Annotated in this window: 15 protein-coding genes; 13 read left to right on the forward strand and 2 right to left on the reverse strand. The window is 64.8% G+C overall.

Annotated elements, in window-relative coordinates; genetic code table 11:
• Window positions 1-258: 258 nt before the first annotated feature.
• Entirely contained in the window at window positions 259-1062 is an 804-nt protein-coding gene (locus OEX18_12120; GenBank protein MDH4338009.1) for a hypothetical protein, read from the reverse strand.
• Between the two features lie 92 nt (window positions 1063-1154).
• Here OEX18_12120 and glnD point away from each other — a divergent pair, with 92 nt between their 5' ends.
• Window positions 1155-3827, forward strand: coding sequence for a [protein-PII] uridylyltransferase (glnD, locus tag OEX18_12125; GenBank protein MDH4338010.1), 2673 nt, complete (start codon window positions 1155-1157; stop codon window positions 3825-3827).
• Here the strand turns inward: glnD and OEX18_12130 are convergent.
• Window positions 3815-6910 (reverse strand): DUF294 nucleotidyltransferase-like domain-containing protein, encoded by a 3096-nt coding sequence (locus OEX18_12130; protein MDH4338011.1) that lies wholly within the window; start codon window positions 6908-6910, stop codon window positions 3815-3817. The two genes, glnD and OEX18_12130, sit on opposite strands and share 13 nt — an antisense overlap.
• 54 nt (window positions 6911-6964) lie before the next feature.
• On the opposite strand from OEX18_12130, the gene OEX18_12135 reads away from it, so the two are divergent.
• The 12 genes from OEX18_12135 to priA form a co-directional block, all read left to right on the forward strand.
• Entirely contained in the window at window positions 6965-7303 is a 339-nt protein-coding gene (locus OEX18_12135; GenBank protein MDH4338012.1) for a P-II family nitrogen regulator, read from the forward strand.
• Window positions 7304-7331: 28 nt separating this feature from the next.
• The gene (gene tsaD / locus OEX18_12140; protein ID MDH4338013.1) at window positions 7332-8339 is read left to right on the forward strand and encodes a tRNA (adenosine(37)-N6)-threonylcarbamoyltransferase complex transferase subunit TsaD; all 1008 of its coding nucleotides are present in this window, start codon (window positions 7332-7334) and stop codon (window positions 8337-8339) included.
• 10 nt (window positions 8340-8349) lie between these two features.
• On the forward strand, window positions 8350-9234 hold the full coding sequence (locus tag OEX18_12145) for an ABC transporter ATP-binding protein (GenBank protein MDH4338014.1): 885 nt from the start codon (window positions 8350-8352) through the stop codon (window positions 9232-9234).
• A complete protein-coding gene (locus tag OEX18_12150) occupies window positions 9231-10847 on the forward strand; it encodes an ABC transporter permease (protein MDH4338015.1) in 1617 nt (538 codons plus the stop codon). The genes OEX18_12145 and OEX18_12150 overlap by 4 nt, the downstream gene beginning before the upstream one ends.
• Before the next feature lie 242 nt (window positions 10848-11089).
• Complete coding sequence (locus OEX18_12155) at window positions 11090-12073, forward strand: response regulator (GenBank protein MDH4338016.1); 984 nt, start codon at window positions 11090-11092, stop codon at window positions 12071-12073.
• A gap of 8 nt (window positions 12074-12081) precedes the next feature.
• The gene (locus OEX18_12160; protein ID MDH4338017.1) at window positions 12082-12915 is read left to right on the forward strand and encodes a HAMP domain-containing histidine kinase; all 834 of its coding nucleotides are present in this window, start codon (window positions 12082-12084) and stop codon (window positions 12913-12915) included.
• Window positions 12916-12965: 50 nt separating this feature from the next.
• Window positions 12966-15923, forward strand: coding sequence for a GAF domain-containing protein (locus OEX18_12165; protein ID MDH4338018.1), 2958 nt, complete (start codon window positions 12966-12968; stop codon window positions 15921-15923).
• Between the two features lie 18 nt (window positions 15924-15941).
• Window positions 15942-19265 (forward strand): ATP-binding protein, encoded by a 3324-nt coding sequence (locus tag OEX18_12170; protein ID MDH4338019.1) that lies wholly within the window; start codon window positions 15942-15944, stop codon window positions 19263-19265.
• A 24-nt stretch (window positions 19266-19289) separates the two neighbouring features.
• Window positions 19290-19667: a response regulator gene (locus OEX18_12175; protein ID MDH4338020.1), complete on the forward strand. Its 378-nt coding sequence runs from the start codon at window positions 19290-19292 to the stop codon at window positions 19665-19667.
• Window positions 19668-19856: 189 nt separating this feature from the next.
• Window positions 19857-22202 carry a GMC family oxidoreductase N-terminal domain-containing protein gene (locus OEX18_12180; protein ID MDH4338021.1) on the forward strand — a complete coding sequence of 782 codons (2346 nt, stop codon included), beginning with the start codon at window positions 19857-19859 and terminating at the stop codon, window positions 22200-22202.
• Between the two features lie 10 nt (window positions 22203-22212).
• Complete coding sequence (locus tag OEX18_12185) at window positions 22213-22647, forward strand: DUF1648 domain-containing protein (GenBank protein MDH4338022.1); 435 nt, start codon at window positions 22213-22215, stop codon at window positions 22645-22647.
• A gap of 44 nt (window positions 22648-22691) precedes the next feature.
• Window positions 22692-24358: primosomal protein N' (gene priA, locus OEX18_12190; protein MDH4338023.1), on the forward strand; the 1667-nt coding region annotated here is incomplete at its 3' end.

Consider the following 24358-nt stretch of genomic DNA (forward strand, 5'->3'; position numbering starts at 1 on the left):
CACTCGAAAGCAGGGTCAAGTGGGAGGAGCCGACGTGTATGTCTGCATTATATAGGCGTCGCGTGAATCATCAACAAGAAACGATGAGCGCAAGGACATTCGCTATTCACTCCCACTGTGGGAGTGACTACGGCAGCACTTCGATGCGGTAGAACTCTTCGACAATGCCGAAGCCGTTGATCACGTAGCCCACAACCTCGCCGTTGTCCCAGCGGCCTTGAACGCTTCGACGGCGCACTGCAAGTAGCTCATCAAATATCACCCGCCCCAGTCCTGGGAGGAAAAGGGCAAGAGGCTGAATATCACGGAGACCCCATCAGGTCCAAGCACGTCCAACACGTAAGCGTCAACCGTTCCATCGCTGGATCGGTGAAGCGCCGTGTATCCGATCTGACAAGGAGCAGCAGCAGAGCCATCAGTGGGGCTGTCACGCACGTCGCTGATCGGATTCATCAACAACGTTCCCCCGGGAAGGAAGTCGACCATGGTGTTCCCAAGCGGAGTTTCGTCTCCGGTGTACGCCGGGTACACGCCCTTCTCGGCGCGAAACTGCTCCAGTGCGGCCGCAACCAGGTTCACCGACTCCCACAGAGTGTCATACGCCTGCAGTGCTTCCGGCGACACCGAGGCCGTGCTCTGCAAAGTGATGATCACGTCGTGCGCGCCGCGCCCCGTGATGCGGTAGCCGTGCACTTCGGTGCTTCCCCACGGCTCCTGGCCATAGGGGCTCAACTCCTGGAAGAGCGTGACGCCGATCTGTCCCGGCCAGCGGCGGTCCTGCCCGAGCAGGCGCGGCTCGGTCATGAGGCCGGTGTAGCGGTTGGGGCGGAGCAGGTCGGCCTGCATGACGTTGACGTCCGTGTCACCAAACCCGCCCGGGAACAACCCGTCGTGCTCGGCGGCGTACGCCTCCAGCGCGGCCTGGATCTCGTAGCAATCGGCAATGATGAGATCGTCCGTGGTGGGGGGCGCCGGGGTTACGCTCTGGGTGAGGTCGTTCTGGCCGCAGCCGAGAGCCACGAGGATGAGGACGGAAGCCCAAGTATGCATGCGAGGCGACATTGTCAATCTCCTGCCGAACACCACGCATTGACCGTGCCAACCGCTCAGCGCTCTCTTTCCTTTTGCCCGGCGCCTGGCGTAGAATGCCCTCCGTGACACCCCGCAAACCCGCCACCAAACCACGCACACGGCGCAAGCGCGCCGGTTCCGCCAGCGCGCTCCCGGCCGTGATGACGCCCGAGGCACTCGCCTCGCGCGAGCACCTGGTGGCGGAGACGCGGGCGTACTTTGCCCTCCTCACCCGTCCCATCATCGACGGCCGCACCCCGCAGACCCGAGGGCTCGAGTTCGTCGCGTCCTACACGCGCATGGTGGACACCATCGTGGGGCTGCTCTTTCAGCACGCGGCCGAGGAGAACGGCCTCACCGTGGACGAAACCGACGTGGCGGTGGTGGCCCTGGGCGGCTACGGCCGCGCGGAACTGGCGCCGTTCTCCGACGTCGACATTCTCATTACCTGCGGGCGCAAAACCAAGATTGTGGAAGCGGTGGCGTCGTCGTTCATCCGCCTCATGTGGGATTGCGGATTCGAACTCGGGCACGCAGTCGAGTCCGTGGTGGAAGCCGACACCGCCCTCACCCGCGACATGGACACCAAGACCGCGCTCATCGAGAGCCGCTGGGTGTGCGGATCGCGCCGGGTCGCGCGCGCACTGGATAAGAAGATTGGCCGCGTGCGCCGCAACGAGCGCGAGGAGTTCCTGCGTCGCAAGACCGCCGATGTAATCGAACGCTACGAAAAGTTCGGCAACAGCTTTCAGCTCATCGAGCCCAACGTGAAGTCCAGCCCCGGCGGGTTGCGCGACTACCAGACGCTGGTGTGGCTGGGGTCGGTGGGGCGCACCGAGCAGGGCCTGAAGGCGCTGCGCCAGAAGGGGCTCCTGTTACGCGGCGAGCGGCGCGAACTGGAAGCCGCGTACGACTTTCTCACCCGCGTGCGCGTGGAACTGCACCTGTCCACCAAGTCCAAGCAGGACTCGCTCATCGTGGCCGCGCAACAGGGAGTGGCGGATGCGCTGGGTTACCGAAAGCGCGGCGACCACCTGGCGGTGGAGTTCTTCATGCGCGAGTACTACCGCCACTCGCGCGCCATCTACCGCATCACCGCGGACTGTTTGCAAGCGCTGGACTACGGCAACAACGTGGGTGTGCTGCTGGGGAGATCGCGCCTCAAGAAGGACGGCTCGCGTTTGAATGTGGCGCTGCGCCTGCCGTCGCTGCGCAAGAACCCGCTACTGGTGTTCGAGAAGCAGAAGGCGGGCGGGCAGAAGCTGGAGCGGGCGTTGCGGCGCCGGCTCGAACACGTGCTCGACGAGGAGCTCGGCGGCGCCGACGTGGTGCGGCGCATGCGCCGCGGTTTTCCGGCGCTGCTGGACGACGACCGCAACGTGGCGTTGGTGGTGCGTTCACTCCACGAGACGCGCTTTCTCATGAAGATCATCCCCGAGTACGACCAGCTCACCTGCCTCAAGCGCTACGACCTGTACCACCACTATACCGTCGACGAACACAGCTTCAAGGTGCTGGAGAACCTGGTGTCGCTGGGCAAATCGGACCCGGCGGCGGGGGACTTCCTGGTGCGGCTGTACTCGGAATTGCCGCAAAAACGCATTCTGTTTCTGGCCGCACTGCTGCACGACATCGGCAAGATCGAAGGCCACGACCACGCCGCGCGCGGTGCGGTGCTCTCGCGCGTCATCCTGGAGCGCATGGGGCTGGCCGAAGAAGAGATCGAGCTGGTGTGCTTCCTGGTGGCGCAGCACCTGGTGATGTCGCACTTCAGCCAGCGCCGCGATCCCACCGACATCGGCACCATCACCGCCTTCTGCGACCGCGTCGGCAACCGCACCCGGCTCAAGTACCTGTGCCTGTTGACCTACGCGGACTACCGCGCAACCTCGCCGCTGGTGTGGAACGAGTGGAAGCGCACGCTGCTGTGGGAGTTGTACGCGCGCGCGTACGACTTCATGGCGCGTCGCGAGAAGGCGCCGGAGGAGGTATACCGGCAGCACAAGGAGAACCTGCTGGCCGCGTTCAGCGGCGGCGACCGTGCCCGTGCGTTGGCGCACCTGGACCTGCTGCCCGGCGGCTACCTGCTCACCATGACCGCGGAGATGGTGGGTGACCACATGCGCATGATCGAGCGCCTGGACGGCGAGCCCTTCTTGGTGAGCCATCGCATCGCGGGTGCCGCGCACGAGATCACCTTCTGCACCCACGACAAGCCGTACCGCCTGTCGGAGCTGTGCGGTGTGCTGGCCATCAACGACTTCACCATTCTCAATGCGTTTGCGTTTACGCGCCGCGACGGCAAGGTGATCGATGTGTTCGTGGTGGAACCCATCGACCGCGACGGGTTGCTGCCGCAGCAGGAGATGCTCAAACGTTTCGAGCACATCCGCGCCGACTTGAAGAAGATCTTCGACGGCAAGCTCGATCTGGAGGAAGCCACCCACGACCACGCTCGCCGCTGGCGCCGCGTTCTCAAGCCACGAATTCCCATCGAGACCCGTGTACAATTCGAGAACGACACCTCGGAGGACTACACCATCATCGACGTGTTTGCGCAGGATCGCCCGGGTCTGCTGTACACCATCACCCGCTCGCTGTCCGGGCAGGGGCTCTCCATTGCGCGCGCGCGTATCTCCACCGAAGCCACGCGGGCCATCGACTCGTTCTACGTGCGGGACGAAGCGGGGAGCAAGGTGCGGGATGCCGATGCGCTTCGGACCATCCGCGAAACGTTGCGGGGTCAGATTGATTGATCGAGGTGGCGGGTGTAGACGCCGCGCACCCCGGTCTTGGTATCCGTCAGCGCGGCGAGTGACGCGGGCGCGCCGGTCTCTTCGGACAGCCGCGCCAGGTGACCTTCCAGCCAGCGCGCCTTTTCCTCCGTCCCCGGGTGACTCATCTCCTGCAGCTCCATGAAGTGTTCCACGCGCGTAAACAGATCGACCGCATCGCGCAGCAGGGCCCCTTCGTCAGCGGTCAGGTAGCCGGTTCCCAGCAGCGCGTCGATGCGCTCGTGCGTGCTCATGGTAAAGAAGTCCACGCGATCCATGCAGGTTGCCGCCATGCCCACCGCGAGGATGTATTCGATGTCGTAGCGGCCACCCGCGGAGCGCTTGGTATCCCATTCCACGAACTTCTTTGGCGCCAGCCCCTCGACACGCGCGCGCATCTGGGCGAGCGCGGTGATCTCCTCCGCCGAAAACGGCCGCGCCACGAACGCGCGCAGCTTGCGCAGGAACCCGAGGCGCGCCTTCTCGCCACCCCACCAGGGCGAGCACTTGGCAAATGCCACCCGTTCCCACAGCGACGCGCGCGTCTTGAAGTACTCGTCGTAGAAGGCGAGATCCTGGACCAGCGGTGAGCTGGCACCCTCCGCGCGCAGGCGGAAGTCGAGCTTGAGGATGCGGCCGTCGGTGAACCACTGGTTGATGGCCTGCACGCGCTGCATGAGGTCCGGCAGGTCCACGCCGTCGGCCACCACCAGCAGGTCGAGATCGCTGGTGATGCGCGGTTCCCCCACGCCGTACGAGCCCATGACGAACACCGCCACGCGCTCCTTCTCCGGAACCATCTCGTCGAAGGCGGCCGCCAGATGGACGCGCGCACCCGCGGCGCGCGCCTTCTCGCCGGTGATGCCGTGTGGCCCGGGGTGGAAGCCATTGCGAAACGACTCCGCGAATGTCAGCAACCGCAGACGCTCGAACCACTGCCGCTGGCGCTCGCGACGCTCGGTGGTTGCGCGCGAGCCCCTGGCAAACGCTTCGCGCGCCGAAAAACGCTCCCATTCCGGCACCTCGGCGAGCATCTGGTCCACCGCCTCGCCCCCGTCGCCGATGAGAGAATCCAGCACGCCGATCTGCGCGCAAAGCTCGCGCGTCAGCAGCGATGACATCCCTGCGATACCCACCAGCAGCCGCCGCGCCGCGGGAGAGTCCACCAGCAAACCGTAAAAAGACGACTCGCTCTTCTCCGCGGCGGCAACCTGCGCCACGCGCACCAGCGCGGTGTCAGGATCGCCGGTGGCGGCCACGTCCTCCAGCAGAAACGGCAGCAGCTTTTCGAACTCGGCGCGCGCGCGCCGGTCGAGCAGGCGCGGAAAGGAGCCGTAGGCCATGCCGTGCAGCGTGCGCATGGCGCGCGGAACGTCGCGGATGCCGACCTGGCGCAGGATGGTTACCGCGCGCTCGCTGTCCTCGGGGAGCATGAGCAGCACCGAGTGCGGGTGCACGGATTCGCCCGCAAAGAACGCGTCCGCGAACGCGCGCACGTTGTTCAGGTGCCGCGAGAGCGTGTCGATGAAACTCTCCGTGGTGAACGACCCCAGCGGCCCGTGCGACACGCGCCTTGCCAGCAGCGCAATTTCCTCGTCGGAATCCGGGAGCGTGTGCGTCTGCAGCTGGTGCATCATCTGCAGGCGATGCTCCACCAGGCGGAAGAACCGGTACGCGGCCATGAGGTTATCCGCGTCCCATTCCTTGAGCAGCTTCAAGCGCCGCTGCGTGGAAAGCGACACCAGCGTGTTGGGCGTGCGCAACTCCTTGTGCTGCGGCGCGTGCATGATCTGGCCGGCCTGGGCAACGAACTCGATATCGCGGATGCCGCCCGCCATGAGTTTGATGTTGTGGCCGCGCTGGTTGGCGCGCAGGTTCTCCTTGATCTGGTCGCGCATGGCACCCACCGCCTCCAGCGGCGAGTAGGGCAGTGCGCTGCTGTAGATGAGCTTGCCGATCGAGTCGAGGAAGCGCTCGCCCAGCGCAAGGTCGCCGGCGATGGCGCGCGCTTTCATCATGGCCTGGAACTCCCACGGGCGGCCACGGTTCTCGTAGTAGATCAGCAGTGCCTGTTCGGTGTTCACCAGCGGGCCCGCCTTGCCGTCGGGGCGCAGGCGCAGGTCCACGCGGTAGAGATAGCCCTCCTCGGTGAGCGCGGACATGGCGTCGGCGAAGCGGCGCGCCACGCGCGTGTAGAAGTGCAGCGTGTCGTCGTCGCACTCCTGGCAGGCAAATATGAGGTCGATGTCGCTGCTGTAGTTGAGCTCGCGACCGCCCAGCTTTCCCATCGCGATGACCGCGATACCGCGGGGCCGGGCGTCGTCACCGAGTTCGTCGAATACCACGTCCAGCACGGTGCGCGCGATGGCGTCGGCGAGATCGCTCAGCCGGCGCGTCACCTCCTCAACCGACGCGCCGCTCACCATGTCGAGCACGCCGATCTTGAGCAGCGCCTGGCGGTGGGCGCGGCGCACCGCATTGAGCTTACCCTCCACGCTGCGGAACGCCTCCACCTCGCGCGCGAGCCACTCGGAAAAGCTGTCCACGTCGTCCGGCGAGTCCCACGTGGACTGTTCCATCAGCCAGTACACGAAACCCGGCTGGCGCACGAGAATATCGGCGAGGTGCTGGCTCGCGCCGAACACCGTGGTCACGAGGTTGAGAACCGGAGGCGCCGCGAGCATGGTGCGCAGGAATACGGACACGCTGCCGGTGCTCTCGAGGTAGCGCTCCAGGTTGACGATGGCGGCGTCGGGGGAGGCGCTGCGCAGGCAGGCCTCGACGATGAGGATGACGTCCTCGTCATTGAGATCGGCGGCGAGGACGCGCTCGCACACCCGCTGAAAACTGGACGCAACCGCGCTGGATGCGCCAAAACCGCACTCGGCGATGCGGGTTTCAAGGGCGAGATCCTGCGGGGGGTGATCGGCGGCGGGCGCGTCCACGAGGGAGCGCATCATTGCCTCGTGGACGTCCTCCACGACGGCGCGAAGCTTCTGATGAACGTGCTCGGGCATGGTGGTGGGAGGGCCGCTCGCCGCGAACATACCACTTGCGTAAGCCATTTCACCACACTAAACTAGGGTTCGTGGAGCGAGGGCCGGCTCCCCTCAGTAACAATGAAAAAAATTGAAGCATTCATCAAGCCGTTCAAGCTCGACGACGTCAAGTCGGCGCTCATGGAAATCGGGATCAAGGGGCTTACCGTGTCCGAGGTCAAGGGCTTCGGGCGCCAGAAGGGCCATACCGAGCTGTACCGCGGCAGTGAGTACCGCGTGGACTTCCTGCCCAAGAGCAAGCTGGAAATGTTCGTCACCGACGATGAGGTCGACAACGTGGTCGAGACCATTGTGAAGGTGGCGCGCACCGGTTCCATCGGCGACGGCAAGATCTTCATTCTGCCCGTCGAGGATGCCATCCGTATCCGCACCGGCGAAAGCGGCGAAAGCGTCCTCTAACCGCCCCCTCGCGGGCGCGTTCAATGCCATGATCGTACTCGGAATCGAAACGTCGTGCGACGACACGTCGCTCGCGCTTTATGCGCGTGGCCGCGGTCTGCTCGGCAACCTCACCGCGAGCCAGGTGATCCACGAGGAATACGGCGGCGTGGTGCCGGAGATCGCATCGCGGCAGCATCTGCGCGCGCTCTTGCCAGTGTACGACGCGCTGCTTGCGAAAACGAGCCTGCGGGGCGCTGACATCGGTGGCATCGGGGTGAGCAACGGTCCGGGCCTGGTGGGATCGTTGCTGGTAGGCGTGGGCTTTGCCAAGTCGCTGGCGCTGGGGCTCGGCATCCCCGTGGTCGGCGTGCACCATATCGAGGCACACGTCCTCTCCAACGAACTCGGCGGCGAGGGGCTGCGCTACCCGTGCCTGGTGCTGGTGGTATCCGGCGGCCATACCTCGCTCTACCTCGCCACGCAGGCCGGACGTTACGAGCTGGTGGGCAACACGCGCGACGATGCGGCCGGTGAGGCCTTCGACAAGATCGCCAAGCTGCTCGGCCTCGGTTTTCCCGGCGGTCCCGCGGTGCAGAAGGCGGCCGAGAGCGGAAACCCGCGCGCCGTCGACTTTCCGCGCGCCATGCGCGACCGCGGCGGTTTTGATTTTTCCTTCTCCGGACTGAAGACCGCGGTGCGCCAGCACGTGGAGTCGCGCCCATCACTCAGCGAACAGGACGTCGCGGACATCGCAGCTTCCGCACAGGCGGCCATCGTGGATGCGCTGGTGGAACGCACGGTGGCGTGCGCGCGCGCCCATACCGTGGGCGACGTGTACCTGGCGGGCGGCGTGGCCGCCAACCGGCCCCTGCGCACGGCGATGCAGGCGGCGTGCGAGCGAGCGCGTCTTGCCTACCACGCGCCGCTCATCGAGTTCTGCACCGACAACGGCGCCATGGTGGCGCGTACCGCGGAGTTGTTGCTCGCCTCGGGCCGCGACGACGGTGCCGCGCTGGACGTGTTCACGCGCGGCCCCATCACCTCCTGGTCGTAGACGAATATCCATGAAGCTTTCCATCGAAGGCACCGGCAAGACCTACCGCGGCGGCGTGCGGGGTCTGGACGACTTCTCGCTGGAACTGGCGCCCGGCGTGCTGGGGCTGCTGGGCCCCAACGGCGCGGGCAAGTCCACCCTGATGCGCATCCTCGCCACCATCACGCGCCCCACCGACGGCCGTGTGCTGTGGAACGGAACCGACATCACGAAGTCGCCCGACACGGTGCGCAACGTGCTGGGCTATCTCCCGCAGGACTTCGGCGTGTACCCCAACCTCACCGCGCAGGAGTTCCTCGAGTACGTGGCCGCGGCCAAGGGCGTGGGGGCGCGCGCGGCGGCGCGGCGCATCGACGAGCTGCTGCAACTGGTCAATTTGTCCGATGTTCGCAAGCGCCCGCTGGGCGGATTTTCCGGCGGAATGCGCCAGCGCGTGGGTATCGCGCAGGCGCTGCTGAACGACCCCGAGCTGCTCATCGTGGACGAGCCCACCGCGGGTCTCGACCCCGAGGAGCGCGTACGCTTTCGTAACCTGCTCTCCGAGCTGTCGGGTGCGCGCATCGTGATTCTCTCCACGCATATCGTCTCCGACGTGGAAGCCACCGCCACGCGCATCGCCCTCATCGCGGGCGGCCGCCTGGTGGCATGCGCCATGCCGGAGGAACTGCTGCGCTCGGTGGAGGGAAAGGTGTGGGAATGGGTGGTGCCGAGCGATGAACTGCCGGCGCTCAAGCAGCGCCATCGTATCAGCGGAACCCTGCGCCGCAGCGACGGTGTGCGCGTGCGCGTGGTCCACCAGGAGAAGCCGGCGCCGTCGGCACAAGCGGCCACACCCACGCTGGAAGACGCCTACCTGCTGCACATCGCGCCGCCCGCCGGCGCCACCACCGCATGACCGCACTCCGGCGCCTCTACCAGCTGGCGCGCGCGGACTTTCGCGAGCGCGTGCGCCGCTACGCGTTTCTGGTGACGATGGTGGTGGCGGTTTGCCTCGCGTATGCCTTCGTGCCGCCCAACCCCAGCAAATACGTCACGCTCTCGCTCGATTCCTATCGCGGTATCTACAACTCGGCGTGGATCGGGACATCACTCGCGCTCCTTTGCGGAACGTTTGTCTCGATGATTGGATTCTTCGTGGTGAAGAACGCGGTGGACCGCGACCGTCGCACACGCGTGGGACAGATCATCGCCGCCACGCCCACCTCCAAACTCCAGTACACGCTGGGAAAGACGTTGAGCAACTTCGCCGTGCTGGCAGCGATGGCGACAGTGGTGGCGGTGGCCGCCATCGGCATGCAGATCCTGCGCGCGGAAGACCGTTCCATCAATATGTGGCAGTTGTTCTCGCCCTTCCTGTTGCTCACCTTTCCGGTGCTCATGATCACGGCCGCGTTTGCGGTGCTGTTCGAGACCATCCCCGGGCTGCGCGGCGGCCCCGGCAATGTGCTGTTCGTGTTCGGGTGGACGGGGCTCCTCACCGTGGGAGCCTTCGGGAATCCGGACACCAGTGCGATGCACAACGATATCCTGGGAATGGGCGTGGCGTGGCCCGGAATGGTGGAGGCGTGCGCGCGCGCGTTTCCCACCTTCGATCCCGCCAGCCCGTCCATGTCGATGGGCATCCACATCAAGGCCGATGGCCTGTGGGTCATGGAGACGTTCCGGTGGGACGGGATTCACTGGACGGGCAAGGTGATTGCGTGGCGGGCCCTGTGGGTTCTCGCCGGTCTTGCGGTGGGCGCGGTGGCGGCGATTCCGTTTGACCGCTTCGATCCGGCGCGTGCGCGCACCGGCTCGCGGCGCCGCCGGCGCAGGCGTGGGCGTGCCGCGGCGGACGCCGTCGCGGTGGAGACACAGCCAGCATCCGCAACGCACGTCCATCTGACCCCGCTGGCGGGCGCGTCCAGCGCGGCGCGGCCGGGTGTGATGATCGTCGCGGAGTGGAAGCTGCTGACGCGCGGTCTGCGCTGGTGGTACGCCGGCCCGCTGGCGGTGGCGATCATGTCCATCTTCATGTCCGTGGAGATGCTCCGCTTTCCCGTGCTGCCGCTGGCGTTTCTGTGGCCGGTGCTGTTGTGGTCGCGCCTGGGCTCCAGCGAGCGGGTACACGGAACGGAATCCATCTTCTTCTCCGCGCCGCGCCCGCTTTCGCGGCAGCTTCCGGCCACGTGGATCGCGGGCATCGGCCTGGGAGTTCTCATGACCGCGCCCATCGCCATCCGCATGCAGCTCGCCGGCGAAACCGGCGCGCTGCTCGTGTGGCTGGTGGGAATCGCGTTTGTTCCGTCGCTGGCCATGGCGCTGGGCGTGTGGACGGGCTCGAGCAAGTTCTTCGAAGCTCTCTACACGTTTCTGTGGTACGCGATGATCCAGCGCGTTCCGTCGTTCGATTTCTCCGGATGTCTGGATGCCGGTGTCGAATCCGGCAATGCGGCGTGGTACGCCGTGCTCACCATGATCCTCTTTGCCGCCGCCGTGCTGGGGCGCCGCCGGCGCCTGCAAAACTGACCGGGCGTTTCCCCTGACGCGCGGGCGTTGAGCCCCAACAGCCCGCTCCCCCGTTCTTCCTCATTGTTCCCCGTTGTTCCGCGTTGTGGCGTGCCGCGTCTGCGGTCGTCCACGGCGCGGTTCGTGCAAACGTAACGCGCAATCATGCGTCGCAACGCGGCGCAGCGCGAAGCATTCCTTGGCATGCTCCTTGCCCGGTAGAAGCACGTTAACTGTCGTTGTGAGTTCACGTTCGAGGCGATATGCACGCTCCTGACAACTCGAGTTACCGCATCCTCGTCGCCGACGACGAGCCGCATATCCGTCAGATCCTGCGCTTCACTCTGGAGCGGGCGGGCTATCAGGTGTTTCTCGCAGCAGATGGAGAAGAGGCCCTGGCGCGCGCCGCCGAGGTAAAGCCGAGCCTGGTACTGCTGGACGTGATGATGCCCAAGATCGACGGCTACGAGGTTTGTCGCAAAATGCGACAGGATTTCACGCTGAACCAGATCCCCGTGATCATGCTTTCTGCGCGTGGGGACCAGCGCGATCGCGTGGCCGGCCTGGAGGGCGGGGCCAACGACTACCTGGTCAAGCCGTACTCCAACGAGGAGCTTCTGCTGCGCGTGCGCAACGTGCTGGAGTGGAACATCCGCCAGAAGGAAGCCAACCCGCTCACCGGTTTCCCCGGCAACACCGCCATCGAGCGCGAGATGATTGCCCGCGTGGCCAAGAAGGACCCCTACGCCTTCCTGTACATCGACATCGATAACTTCAAGGGCTTCAACGACTACTACGGTTACCAGAAGGGCGACGAGATCATCGGCTACATGGCCGAGATCCTGCGCCGCGCGGTGCAGAAGCTGGGCGGCGCCGACGACTTCGTGGGACACATCGGCGGTGACGACTTCGTGATGGTGGTGGCGCCGTCGCGCGCCGAGATCATGGCGCAGTACGTGGTGGACGAGTTCGACAAGGGCAGCCTGACGCTGCTCAACCCGGACGACGTCAAGCGCGGCTACCTGGAGATTCGCGACCGGCAGGGCATGCTCAAGCGCGTGCCGGTGATGGCGGTGACGATCGCGGTGGTCAAGAGCACCGACAACCAGATCGAACACTTCGCCGAGGTCAACGACATCGCGACCAGTCTGAAGGATTACGGCAAACGCATCGAGGGCAGCGTGGTGGTGAAGGAGCGACGCCAGGACATTCCGGCGCACATGGTCCGCACCAAACCGAAGAGCTGAACAAGAACATGGACATTCGCACCGCAGACGACAGGACCGCGACCATCGAGGCGCTGCTCAACGACGCGCGCATCGAGGCCAACGCGCTGCGCCTGCGCCTGGAGCGCTACCGGCGCATCATCGCGTCGACGCGGCTCATCATGGGGCACGAGCTGAAGAAGCCGACCTCGGCCATCAGTGGCTACCTGCAGCTGGCGCGCGAAGACGTGCAGCGCGCCGGCCTGTCCGAGGCGCTGTCCTTCATCGACAAGGCGCGCGCCGAGTGCGACCTGCTCAACGAACTCAACGCGTTCTACCTGGACCTGCTCAAGGTGGACGGTGGTAACGGCGATCCGACCGCCGAGCGGTTGAACGTCGCCGAGGTCATCGAGGAGGCCGTGCACCAGATTCCCGACGAGCTGCGGCCGCGCACGCGCGTAAAGATCAACATGCCGGACGCGCTGCCGCCCGCGACCATCAACCGCAATGCGCTCAAGCTGGTGGTGCTGAACCTGCTGGAAAACGGTCTGAGCTACTCGCCGGAGAACAGCGTCGTCGGCCTGGAGCTGGAAGTAAGCAAAGACATGCGCGGCGTGTCGGATGACGATCTCATCAAGATTCGCGTGACCGACGAGGGCAAGGGCATTGCGCCGGAAGACATCAAGCGCATCTTCATGCCCTTCGTTCGCCTCGACGAAGCCACAACCAGCGGCTCGGGGCTGGGACTGACACTGGTGCGCAGCCTGGTCGACATGTGTGGGGGAGACGTGTCGATTCGAAGTGAGGAAGGCAAAGGAACGACGGTCTACGTAACGCTCCCGCTCTCCGTCGTAAACCGGTGGGCGGGGGTGGTGTCGCCGTGAAGAGGTTTCCACACTGGGATGGGAGTCCCGGTGCCCTGGAGTCGAATCCGTTGAGCATCTTGTACCTCAGATTCATCGAGCTGTTCGCATTCTTCGGAATTGTGTTCGCCGCGCGTTTCCTGGGCGACTTCACCTATCCGACCAATGCGCTGGTCGTGGTGTTTCTGGCCGCGGCGTTCCTGCAGTACATCGGAGAATGGGTCTGGGAGCTGATCGGGCAACACTTCGGGTGGGACAAGAAGCGGCGCAACGGCGCGCTGCTGTGGTATTCCAGCTACGTCGACCTGGCCGCGGTGATTGCGCTCATCAAGCTCACCGGGACCATCGAGAGCCCGTTCCTGTTCATGCTCACGATTCCGCTGTTCTTCGTGTGCAACACCTTCCCGTGGAAGACCACGGTGGCGTGCTTCGTGAGCGCCTCCATCGCGGCGCTGGCCGCCCTGGCGGTGCTGGAGATGAACGGAACCATTTCGCACCAGACCGTCTATCACAACGCACCCGGTGTCTATCAGAACGCCCACTTCGTGGCGGGCTCACTGCTGGTGATGACCGCATTCGTCAGCCTGGTGATATTCCTGTCCAACGCGTTCCAGGATCGCATGAACGTCTCCCTGGAGCGCCTGCGCCGCAAGAAGCAGGAAACCGAATCGCGCATCGACGAGCTCACGCGGCTCTACGATATCACCACCGGCATCAACGCGGCCATGTCGCTGGAAACGCTGCTGCGCATCGTGGCCAAGGAGGTCACGCTTCTGCTCAACCGCCCCTGGGCGAGCATTGTTCTGTTCAACCAGAAGCAGGAGATCACCCACTCGGTATTCGTGGGTATCACGCCGACACGCGAGAGCAAGATCGAGAAGCGCATGCGGCGCGGCGGCCTGAGCGAGTGGATCTGGACCCACAACACGCCCATCGTGGTGGAGGACACCACCCGCGACAAGCGCGCCAACTGCAGCGAGTTCCTGAACCACTTCGACATTCGCTCGCTGGTGGGCTTTCCGCTGACCACCGGGCGGCAGGTCATCGGCGTCATCTACACCGGCGACTTCCTGCCCAAGTCGATCACCGAGCAGCACATGAGGCTCCTGACCACGCTGAGCCAGCAACTCTCCAACGGCATCGAGAAGAGCCGCCTGTACGACTCGCTGGAGCGCAAGATCCGGGACCTGGACCGGCAGATGGAGACGCTGCAGAAGGCCAACATTCTCAAGTCGGACTTCGTGTCGCACGTGTCGCACGAGTTGCGCACGCCGCTCACCTCCATCAAGGCCTACGTGGAGACGCTGGCCAACAACATCGAGGACCCGACCTTTGTGCAGCGCCGCGAGTTCCTGGACATCGTGCACAAGGAGACCAACCGGCTCATCCGAATCGTCAACGACGTACTGGATGTTTCCAAGATTGAATTCGGGCAGCGCCCGGTGTCGCGCTCGGCCATTGCGTTGCACGCCGTGGTGGAAGAAGTCCTGTCCATGCTGAGCCCTTCGCTCAAGGAGCGGGATGTCACGGTGAGCGTCAATGTGCCGGACTCCCTGCCGCGGGTGGACGGCGATGCCGACCTCATCAAGCAGGTCTTCATCAACCTCATCTCCAACGCGCTCAAGTACTCGCCACGAGGCACCACCATCACGGTGCGCGCGCGCGAGGAGGCGGTGAGCCTGGTGGTGAGCGTGTCGGATCAGGGCATCGGCATCCCGCGCGACGAAATCGGCAACGTCTTCGACAAGTACTTCCGCGCGCGTTCGCAGGTGTCCGCCAAGATGGAGGGCCTGGGACTCGGCCTCGCAATCGTGAAGAACATCGTGGAACAGCATGGCGGCTCCGTGCGGGTGGAGAGCGAGGAGAACGTGGGCAGCACGTTCTCGTTCACGCTGCCGCGCGAGGCCTGCTTCAACGATCTCATCGGCTACATCGGCGAGATCGTGGACGCGCGGGAGCAACTGCACGAAATGCTGGAGCTGATCGTGAAGATGATTGCGGAGCTCCTCAACGCCAAGCGTGTTTCGCTGATGCTGTTGGACAAGTCGCGCCAGGAGCTGTTCATCAAGATGTCGTACGGCCTGGAGGAATGGGTGGTGGAGAGCACCCGGGTCAAGGTGGGCCAGGGTATCGCGGGCAAGGTGGCGGCGAATGGCGAGCCATTGCTCATCAGCAATATAGAGGAGAACGAGGTGTTCACCGCGCCCAACAACCCGCAGTACGAGACCATGTCGCTGGTGACGGTGCCGCTGCGGGTTAACGACGTCATCGTCGGTGTAATCAACGTGAACAACAAGCTCAGCGGCGCGCCCTTCGACCACGACGACCTCAACCTGCTCATGTCGTTCAGCGAGCGCATCTCGCGGGCGCTGGAGCGCGTGCGCATGGTGGAGGACTCGCACAGCTTCCTGCAGGACACCATCGACGCGTTCCGGCGCATGCTCGAGACGCAGACCAAGACCAAGGTCATCGAGCAGGCGGTGGATCACGCGCTGAAGATTGCACGCAAGATGCGGCTCTCGGAGAAGGACGTGAGCGTGGTGCAATACGTGGCCAGTGTGCACGACATCGGCATGACCGAGATCAGCGACGAAATCCTGAACAAGACGCTGAACCTGTCTTCCGAGGAAATGATGCGCATCCAACGCCACCCCGAGCGCGGCGCGGAGCTCATTCGTCCGCTGGAGTTCGTGGAAGCGGTGAGCAACATCATTCTCTACCACCACGAGCGCTACGACGGCACCGGGTATCCCATGGGCCTCAAGGGCGAGGAAATCCCGGTGGGCGCGCGCATACTTGCGGTCATCGACGCCTTCCAGTCCATGACCATTGGCCGCCCCTATCGCACCCGCAAGACGGTGGAGGAAGCGGTGCAGGAGATCGTGAAGAACGCGGGTTCGCAGTTCGACCGCGAGGTGGTGGAGGCGTTCATACTCGTTCTCAGGGAGGACGGGAAGCTGTCGTCGCGCGAGGAAAAGGAAAGCAAGCGGCGGCTGGGTGGAACGCCGGTGGGCGCGCCCAAGGGATAGAGGGTCACTGGAACAGCCATGATGCAGCCGATTGTCATAGCGCACGTAACCGGGATTGCCACCCCGGGCACGTACCTCCTGCTGGGGGGCGTGCTGGTGGCGCTGGTGTTCCTGACGCTGTGGCGTGAGGCCATCACCACCAATACGTCGCAGTTCTTCTCGCGCACCCTGGCCACGCTGGCCTTCGGGACCAGCCGCGTTACCGCGGTGGTGTTCACGGGCGCGATGATTGCGGCGCCGTCGGGTCCGCCCGCGCTCTACGTCCTGCTCAATTTCCTGTGCCTGTACCTGGCCGCGCGCAGCATGCCCACGGTGTGCGACTTCTGTCCGAACGCCATGGAGATGGGCGAAGACGGCGCGAAGCAGGAGCACGCGCGGGAACGCGAAGAGGTGGAGGCCGAGGCGCGCGCGCAATGGCGCGCGGTGAAGTACCAGGCCGCCGTCTTCGGTCTGACCGCCGGGTTGATCTACGCGGTGGTGCCGCAGGTGCAAAGCGGCCGCATCACCTTCCTGGGTTTGATTACCGCGGTCCTGCTGGGTGCCACCGTGCGCGTGAGCGGTGCGATGGTATCCACGGCACGCACGGCGATGCGCGAAGTGCGGCCGGTGATGTTCCTGCTGGTGGGATCGTTGACCGTATCCTGGCTGCTGGTGGTTGCGGCCGGCATGAGCAGCGGCCACAGCGCGGTGGTGTTCCTGCGCGGCGCGCAGATGGCGGACATTCTGGCGCTCATCGGTGGCCTGTTGTCGCTGCACACCAACTACATCGTCATCGGCACGCGCATGCAGCGGGAGGCGGAAGTACGCACCTTTGAGGCGGAGAAGGCACGCAGCGAACTTAACTTGCTCAGCCGCGTGGCCTCAGACATGTACGACGACTCCAGCTCGCAGCTACGCCGCCAGCGGGATCAGTCGCGCTCGCTGGTGCGGCGTGCGGAGGATATGGAGCGCATGCTGGCAATCGGCCTGCGTATCCAGCAGCACAAGAACGTCAAGGAACTCCTGCAGATGGTCGCGGAACTGGTACGCGAGAACCTCGGCTTCGAAACGGTGATCATCCGCGTGCTCAATGAACGGACCCAGAGTTTCGAGCCGAAGGCCTACGTGGGGCTCAACGCCGACGCGCAGGACACGGTGATGAACCACCGCATTTCGGTTGCGGAGTACGACATGATGGCCGAGCCGCGGTCGCGGGTCGGACGCAGCTACTTCCTGAAGAACCTCACCCCGGTGTCGGGAACCCCACCCGCAATCCGCGAAGGCGAGGAGCCCGGCGTGCTGGTGGACGACCAGTGGGAGGCGGTGGAGCGGCTCATCGTACCACTGGTGGACGACGACGCGGGCGAGCGGACCATCGGCTACATCTCGGTGGAGGACCCGGGAAACCCCGACCGCTCTGTTGCGGACGTCATCGACACGCTCGAGACCATCGCCACCCTGGCCACCATTGCCATTCGCAACCTGAATCGCTACCGCGAGGTGGGCGAGAAGAACGAGAAGCTCAAGCACTACGCGGACAAGCTTTCGAGCCTCAACAAGATGAAGTCCAACTTCGTGGCGACCATCTCGCACGAGTTCCGCACGCCGCTGACGTCCATCAAGGCGTACTGCGAGACCCTGCTCAAGAATGCCGGCTCCATCGACCGCGAGATCCTCAAGGAGTTCCTGGTGGTCATCCAGGAGGAGAGCAACCGTCTGATGGGCCTCATCGAGGACATCCTCGATTTCTCCCAGATGGAGTCGGGCGCGGTGCGCTTCGAGCGCACGTCGTGCAATCTCAATGAAATTGTCACCGTTGCCGCCGGTGAGCTGGAAAAGAACTTCGAGGGCAAGCGCATCACGCTGAACGCACAGCTGCCGCGCGGCGAGGTCAAGATTCGCGCCGAGCGTGACCTGATGAAACAACTGGTGATCAACCTGCTGCACAACGCGTCCAAGTTCACCCCGGAAGGCGGGCAGGTGTGGGTGCGCCTGGAGGACGAAGTGGTGAGCGCGCGCATCATCGTGGAGGACAACGGCATCGGAATTCCCGACGACCAGATAGAGAAGATCTTCGATCACTTCCACCAGGTGGATGGCACCGCCACGCGCCGCCACGGTGGCACCGGCATCGGGCTGGCGATCTGCAAGAATATCGTGGAGTGGCACGACGGCCGTATCTGGGTGGAAAACGTGCCCGGGCGCGGCGCGCGCTTCGTCGTGGTCGTGCCCAAGAAGCAGGCCGTGGTGCGCAGCGAGCTGCTGACCGACTACGTCTCCACACGCCGTTTCGAGGTGGAGCGCTACATGGAACTGGTGGTCGAGCTGGTGGCGGAGCTGCTGCACGTCAAGCGCGCGTCCCTGATGATGATCGACGACGACGGCAAGGAGCTGCGCATCGAGAGCGCCATCGGGCTGGACGAGGACGTGGTGGAGCACGCGCGGGTGCGCCTGGGCGAGTCCATCGCCGGACAAGTAGCGCAGGGAAACAGCGCGTTCCTGGTGCGCAACGTGGAAAACGAGAACCGCATGGGCGGCGCCACGAACGGCAAGCGCTACGAGTCCAAGTCGTTCCTGTCGGTGCCGGTGCGTCGCGATGGCCGCGTCATCGGTGTCATCAACGTTACCGAGCCGGTGGGCCGCGACACGCTGGACGACGCGGACCACGCGTTGCTGGAGCTGTTTGCGGAGCGCGTGGTGCTGGCGCTGGACGCGTTGTCCCACTTCAAGGAGAAGTCGCGCGAATTCGAGGACGTGCGCGCCACCTTCAAGTCGATTCTGGACGCCAAGCGCTACATCGATCCGCACGCGGCCGACGCACTGTCGACCGTGCTGCGCGACGTGGCCGAGCGCATGGGGATGAGCGCCGCGGAGAGCGCCACCCTGCGCTACGTGTTCAACGTGTACGACCTGGGCCTGGCCAAGATCGGGCACAACATCATCAAGCAGCCACGCGAACTCACCGACGAGGATCGCGAGCACCTGGAGCAGCACACCATCGTCGGGACCGACATGCTCAAGCAGATCGAGTTCATCCCCCGTGTGCGTGACGCCGTGTTGTACCACCACGAGAACTACGATGGCAGCGGCTATCCCGGAAAACTCTCCGGGGATGAAATACCCCTGGAGGCTCGCATTATCCGTGTCGCGGACACATTCCGCGCGCTGATTTCGCACCGTCCGTATCAGAAGCAGTACAACCTCAATGAGGCCGTCGAGGTCATCCGGCACCGCGGCGGGACCATGTTCGACCCGAAGGTCGTGGAAGTTTTCATCAATTCGGTGAATCGGCACGCGGATCGCTTCCGAACCACGAGTAGCGAAGCCGAGGCGCCCGCGAGCGTCGAGGAGACGCCGCGCTAGGCAGGAATTGCATAGGAGGCAGGAATGGCGCTGGGCAAAATTCTCATCGTAGACGACGAAGTCTACATTCTGCACATTCTCGACTTCAGCCTTGGGGCGGAAGGGTTTGAGGTTATCACCGCCAACAATGGCGAGCTCGCAGTCGAGAAGGCGAAGCAGGAAAAGCCGAACCTCATCGTGCTCGACGTCATGATGCCGGTGCTGGACGGGTACGAAACCTGCCGGCGCCTCAAGCGTGACCCGGAAACGAAGAACATCCCGGTGGTGTTGCTAACTGCGAAAGGGCGCGACCTGGACAAGCGCCTGGGCTACGAGGTGGGTGCGGTGGACTACATTGTCAAGCCGTTCAGCCCCAGCCGCCTCATCGACCGGATCCAGGAGATCCTGGGCTGCCGCAAGTAGATTGGTTCCTGTAGTGCTGCCATGCGACGCGCGTCGGCCTTCCGGCGCGCGTCGTCTTTTGAAGGGCGGCCGATGTGCGGCGTTGCGCTCGCACGATGAGCGTGGGTATATTGGTGCCCGAACTTCCGGCCCGTGTAGTGCGCGGGGGGCAAGGGTCCGACGGTTATGCGCTCGCGTAAAAGGTGGATGATGTCACTTCGCAGAAATGTGGGACAGTTGCGTCGCCGGCTCCGCAAGTCGGCCGCAACCTCCGTGGCCCGTGTCACCGAGGGCCTCTACAAACTCCCCGCGAGCCGTCGCCAGGCGCTCGCCGAACTCGACCAGCAGCGTTCGGCGCAGGACGGGAAATGGTTCACCGCCCGCGAGAGTGAGATCGTGGAGGCGATTGCCAGCCTGGTTGTGCCCACCGAGGACGACATTCCCGGCGCGGCGGAACTCAGCGTGCTCGGACCCACCGCGGCTGCCACCATTGGTGGCTGGGTGGCGGTGTCACCACAGAAGCAGCGTCTCTATACCCGCGGACTGCTGTCTTTCGACGAAATCGCGCGACGCCGGTTCGGTGCAGGTTTTGCAGCACTGCCGTCGGAAAAGCGCGGGCAGTTGTTCAAGGACGTCGAGGCGATGTACCAGGCGACGCTCCAGTCGCGTTCGGCCGCCGGCAAGGTGACACGGAAGCTGGGGCGTTTTGTCGGCGCGTTCAACGGGTCGGTGCCCGCGGCGGATCTGTTTCCGGTGGTGCTGCGCGACACGAGAGAAGCGTTCTACACCAGCGAGGTGAGCTGGCTGTGGCTCGGCTATGACGGCCCGCCCATGCCGCACGGCTACGAGAACCTGCTGGAACCACGCCCGCGTCTCAAGAGCAACCAGGCCCCGAGCCTGCGCGAGACCGTCGATTCGCTGGCCTCCCGGCCGGTCCCGCCCGTTGCGCACCCGCTGCTCAAGCAGCGCGGCGAAGTGGACGTCGTCATCATTGGCTCGGGCGCGGGTGGCGCCGTCGTGGCCAAGGAACTCGCGGAGGCGGGCCTTGCGGTGGTTGTTATCGAGGCGGGGCCGCGCTTCAATCCGTACGTCGACTATATTTCCGACCGTACCGATTTCGAACAGTTCGCCAAGTTCGCCTTCAAGAAGCAGAAGCAGCGCGACGTGTACACGGTGGGTTCCGCGCGCGAATTCACCTACACGCGAGTGAAGGGCGTTGGTGGTTCGACGCTCAAGTACGCCGCGATGTCGCCACGACTGCACGAATCCGACTTTCGCACGCACAGCGAAGATGGCGTCGGCGCGGACTGGCCCATCACCTACGCCGACCTCGAGCCCTACTACGCCCGCGTGGAATACGAGCTCGGCGTGTCCGGTCCCGGCGGTGAGGAGGCGAACCCCTTTGATCCGCCGCGAAGCACGCCGTTTCCCAACCCCCCGCATCCCTTCAACCTTGCGAGCCATGCGATCAAGCGCGGCGCACAGTCGCTGGGTCTGCACCTGGTGCGCGAGCCGGTGTCGATACCGTCGCGAGAGTGGAAGGGCCGTCCCGCCTGCGTGGGCGCGGGAACGTGTCACATTGGATGTTCGATTGCCGCCAAGTCGAGCATGGACGTCACCTACATCGCCGCGGCGGAGGCCACCGGGAACATCGAGATCCGCACCGAGTGCACCGCGTTCCAGATCCTCATGGGAACGGACGGAAGAGCGCGCGGCGTTCTGTACTTCGACCCGGAGGGCCGTGAGCAGGAAGTGCTCGCCCGGGCGGTGGTGCTGGCCGCCAACGCCGTGGAGACGCCGCGCCTGCTGTTCATGAGCGCCAACGGCCGGTTCCCCGAGGGGCTGGCCAACTCCAGCGGGCTCCTGGGGAAGAACTTCTTCGAGCACATCGCGATCTTCGCGCACGGGCGATTCGAAGAGAGGCTGGACCCGTGGCGCGGCACGCCGACGGGTGGCATGATCCAGGACAACTACGCCACGCGGTCGTCCAACGGTTTCGCGCGCGGATGGACGACCATCGTGACTGCCAACTCGCACTGGCCGCTGGGCATGGCGCGGCGCATTCCGGGATGGGGGGCGGCGCACAAGAACCGGGTGCGGGAGCTGTTCGGGCATTCCGTGTGCGTGGCGTCCATTGGCGAACAGCTGCCCGACGAACGCAACCGGATCATGCTCGACCCCACCGTGAAGGACTCGTTTGGATTGCCGGCGCCGCGTCTGGTGAACGAGCTCTATGACAATGATCGCGCCATGGAGAAGGCGATCCGCAGGGATCTCACCGATGTGCTGGAGGCCTCGGGCGCGAAGGAAATCTGGAAGGTCGACTACATGCCCGGGCAATCGTCGCACTACCTCGGCACCTGCCGCATGGGAAACGATCCGCAGACCTCCGTGGTCGACGCGTGGGGCCGTACCCACGATGTGCGCAATCTCTTCATCTCGGACGGGAGCGTGTTCGTGACCGGCGGGTCCGTGAATCCCGCGTTGACGATTTCCGCGCTGGCCGCCCGCACCGCGGAAGGACTCATCCGGGCGTTCAAAGAAGGAACTCTGTAGGGGGGCGTCCATGAACATCGCGCCTTCCACGCCCGTCCTGTTGCTCTGGTGCCTGGCCGCGGTGGCGTTCGTGTTGACCTTCGTCCTGGTGGCCACGCGCTACGGTGACCTCCCGGAGGAGATTCCGATTCACTTCGGGATCACGGGCAAGGCGGACAACTGGGGCGGCCGTATTTTGATCTGGCTGTTGCCGTTCTCGATGCTCCTGATGGCGGTCTTGATGATTGCGATTGCGCCGATGGCCGCGCGCGATCAGCCCGAGTACCGATGGATTCCCGCCGCGATGGCGCTCTACATCGGCGTCATCACACTGACCATCACCGGGCGCATGATCGCCGTGGCCACGGGGCGCGCCAAGACGCTCGGCTGGTACACGTTTGCGATTATCCTGGTTCCGCCCCTCGCGCTCACGCTCTACGCCTTGTGGTTCCTGCCACGTCCGTAACGGTTGTGGGCATCCGCCGCCGCGAATCCGCTATACTCCCCGCCATGCCTCCCGAGCAGCTCATCGAAGCGTCGACGCCGCGCTACGCGTCTGTCGTCCTGCCCATCCCGGTGGACCAGTCGTTCACCTACGAGATCCCCGAGAAGTTTCGCGGGCGGGTGCAGGTGGGCTATCGCGTGGAGGTACCCTTCGGCAGGCGCAACCTCAACGGCGTGGTGGTGGAGCTGGCGCTCACCAGCGACGTGCCGCGCACCCGCCCGATCGCCGGGCTGCAGGAGACCTTTGCGCCCCCCAACCTGCTGGAGCTGGCCAACTGGATCGCCTCCTACTATGGATGCTCGCGCGGCGAAGCGATGCAGGCGGTTATCCCGCCCAGCTTGAAGCGCGCCAAGGTAAAGCCCCGGCCCACCGGGCTCTTGCGCATCGCCGACGACGCGCTGCGCGCGGCAGGCGAGGCCAGCGACGCGTACGCCGCCGTGCAAAAGAAGCTCTCGCGCGCCAAGAAGCAGCTCGCGCTGCTCACCGAACTGTTGAGCGCGGGTGGCGAGGCGCCGATTCCGGCCATCCTCTCGGAGTGGGGATACGCGCGCGACGTCATCGACGGACTCGCCAAGCGCGGCCTCGTGTGCATTGATGCCGTTGAAAAGGTCTCGCCGCTGGAGTCACTCGAGAGCGTTGTCGAGACATTGACGCCTGCCCAGCTTGATGCGCTTACGCGCATTGAGCAGGACATCTCCGCGCGCGAGTTCCGTCCCTCGCTCATCTACGGTGTCACCGGCAGCGGCAAGACCGAGGTCTACCTGCGCGCCATCCGCGAGGTAATCAACCGCGGCGGCGGCTGCATCGTACTCGTGCCCGAGATCGGCCTCTTGCCCCAGGCGACGGCGCGTTACCGCCGTGCCTTCGGCGACCTGGTGGCCATCATTCACAGCCGTCTCACCGGCCCGGAGCGCTTCGACATCTGGGAGCGCATCCAGCAGGGCGAGCACCGCGTGGTGGTGGGGCCGCGCAGTGCGGTCTTCAGCCCGGTACAGGACCTTCGCCTCATCGTCGTCGACGAGGAACAGGACGAGTCGTACAAGCAGGACGACAAGCCGCGCTACCACGCGCGCAGTGTGGCCATGGTGCGCGGCAAGGAGGAAGGGCTCGCCGTGGTGCTGGGCTCGGCCACGCCGTCGGCGGAGTCGTTGCGCCTGGCGCGTGACAAGCGCTACCAGTTGCTGCGCCTGCCCGACCGCGTGGGCGGCGGTGCCATGCCCGATATTCAGATTGTGGACATGCGCGAGGAGGAGTCCCGCGGCAAGGTGTTCTCGCAGCACCTCATTGAACGCCTCGACGAGACCATCAAGGCGGGCCACCAGGCCATCGTGTTCCTGAACAAACGCGGTCACGCGCGCTACGTGCAGTGCGGCGCGTGCGGCTGGCTGGCCATGTGTGTGAACTGCGACATCTCGCTCACCTTTCATCGCGTGGACGAGCGTCTCAAGTGCCACCTGTGCGGGTATGAGCGAGGCGTGCCAACGCGCTGCGACAAATGCAACAGCCGGCTTCTGAACTACACCGGCGTGGGCACGCAGCGCGTGGAACTGGATCTCAAGGCGCTGTTTCCTGGTGTGGGCGTCTTGCGCATGGACGCCGACACCACCAGCGGCAAGGAGGGCCACCGCAAGATCCTGGAGGAGTTCAGCACCGGGCAGTACCCCATCCTGCT

The organism is Candidatus Krumholzibacteriia bacterium, assembly GCA_029865265.1.
In the GTDB taxonomy this organism is placed as follows: Bacteria; Krumholzibacteriota; Krumholzibacteriia; order WVZY01; family JAKEHA01; genus JAKEHA01.

What these genes read in the sequence shown, in the direction of transcription:
- OEX18_12120 (MDH4338009.1), bottom strand. Translation starts at nt 1,062, where the DNA reads ATGTCGCCTCGCATGCATACTTGGGCTTCCGTCCTCATCCTCGTGGCT.
- OEX18_12130 (MDH4338011.1), bottom strand. Translation starts at nt 6,910, where the DNA reads ATGGCTTACGCAAGTGGTATGTTCGCGGCGAGCGGCCCTCCCACCACC.
- OEX18_12135 (MDH4338012.1), top strand. Translation starts at nt 6,965, where the DNA reads ATGAAAAAAATTGAAGCATTCATCAAGCCGTTCAAGCTCGACGACGTC.
- tsaD (MDH4338013.1), top strand. Translation starts at nt 7,332, where the DNA reads ATGATCGTACTCGGAATCGAAACGTCGTGCGACGACACGTCGCTCGCG.
- OEX18_12145 (MDH4338014.1), top strand. Translation starts at nt 8,350, where the DNA reads ATGAAGCTTTCCATCGAAGGCACCGGCAAGACCTACCGCGGCGGCGTG.
- OEX18_12150 (MDH4338015.1), top strand. Translation starts at nt 9,231, where the DNA reads ATGACCGCACTCCGGCGCCTCTACCAGCTGGCGCGCGCGGACTTTCGC.
- OEX18_12155 (MDH4338016.1), top strand. Translation starts at nt 11,090, where the DNA reads ATGCACGCTCCTGACAACTCGAGTTACCGCATCCTCGTCGCCGACGAC.
- OEX18_12160 (MDH4338017.1), top strand. Translation starts at nt 12,082, where the DNA reads ATGGACATTCGCACCGCAGACGACAGGACCGCGACCATCGAGGCGCTG.
- OEX18_12170 (MDH4338019.1), top strand. Translation starts at nt 15,942, where the DNA reads ATGATGCAGCCGATTGTCATAGCGCACGTAACCGGGATTGCCACCCCG.
- OEX18_12175 (MDH4338020.1), top strand. Translation starts at nt 19,290, where the DNA reads ATGGCGCTGGGCAAAATTCTCATCGTAGACGACGAAGTCTACATTCTG.
- OEX18_12180 (MDH4338021.1), top strand. Translation starts at nt 19,857, where the DNA reads ATGTCACTTCGCAGAAATGTGGGACAGTTGCGTCGCCGGCTCCGCAAG.
- OEX18_12185 (MDH4338022.1), top strand. Translation starts at nt 22,213, where the DNA reads ATGAACATCGCGCCTTCCACGCCCGTCCTGTTGCTCTGGTGCCTGGCC.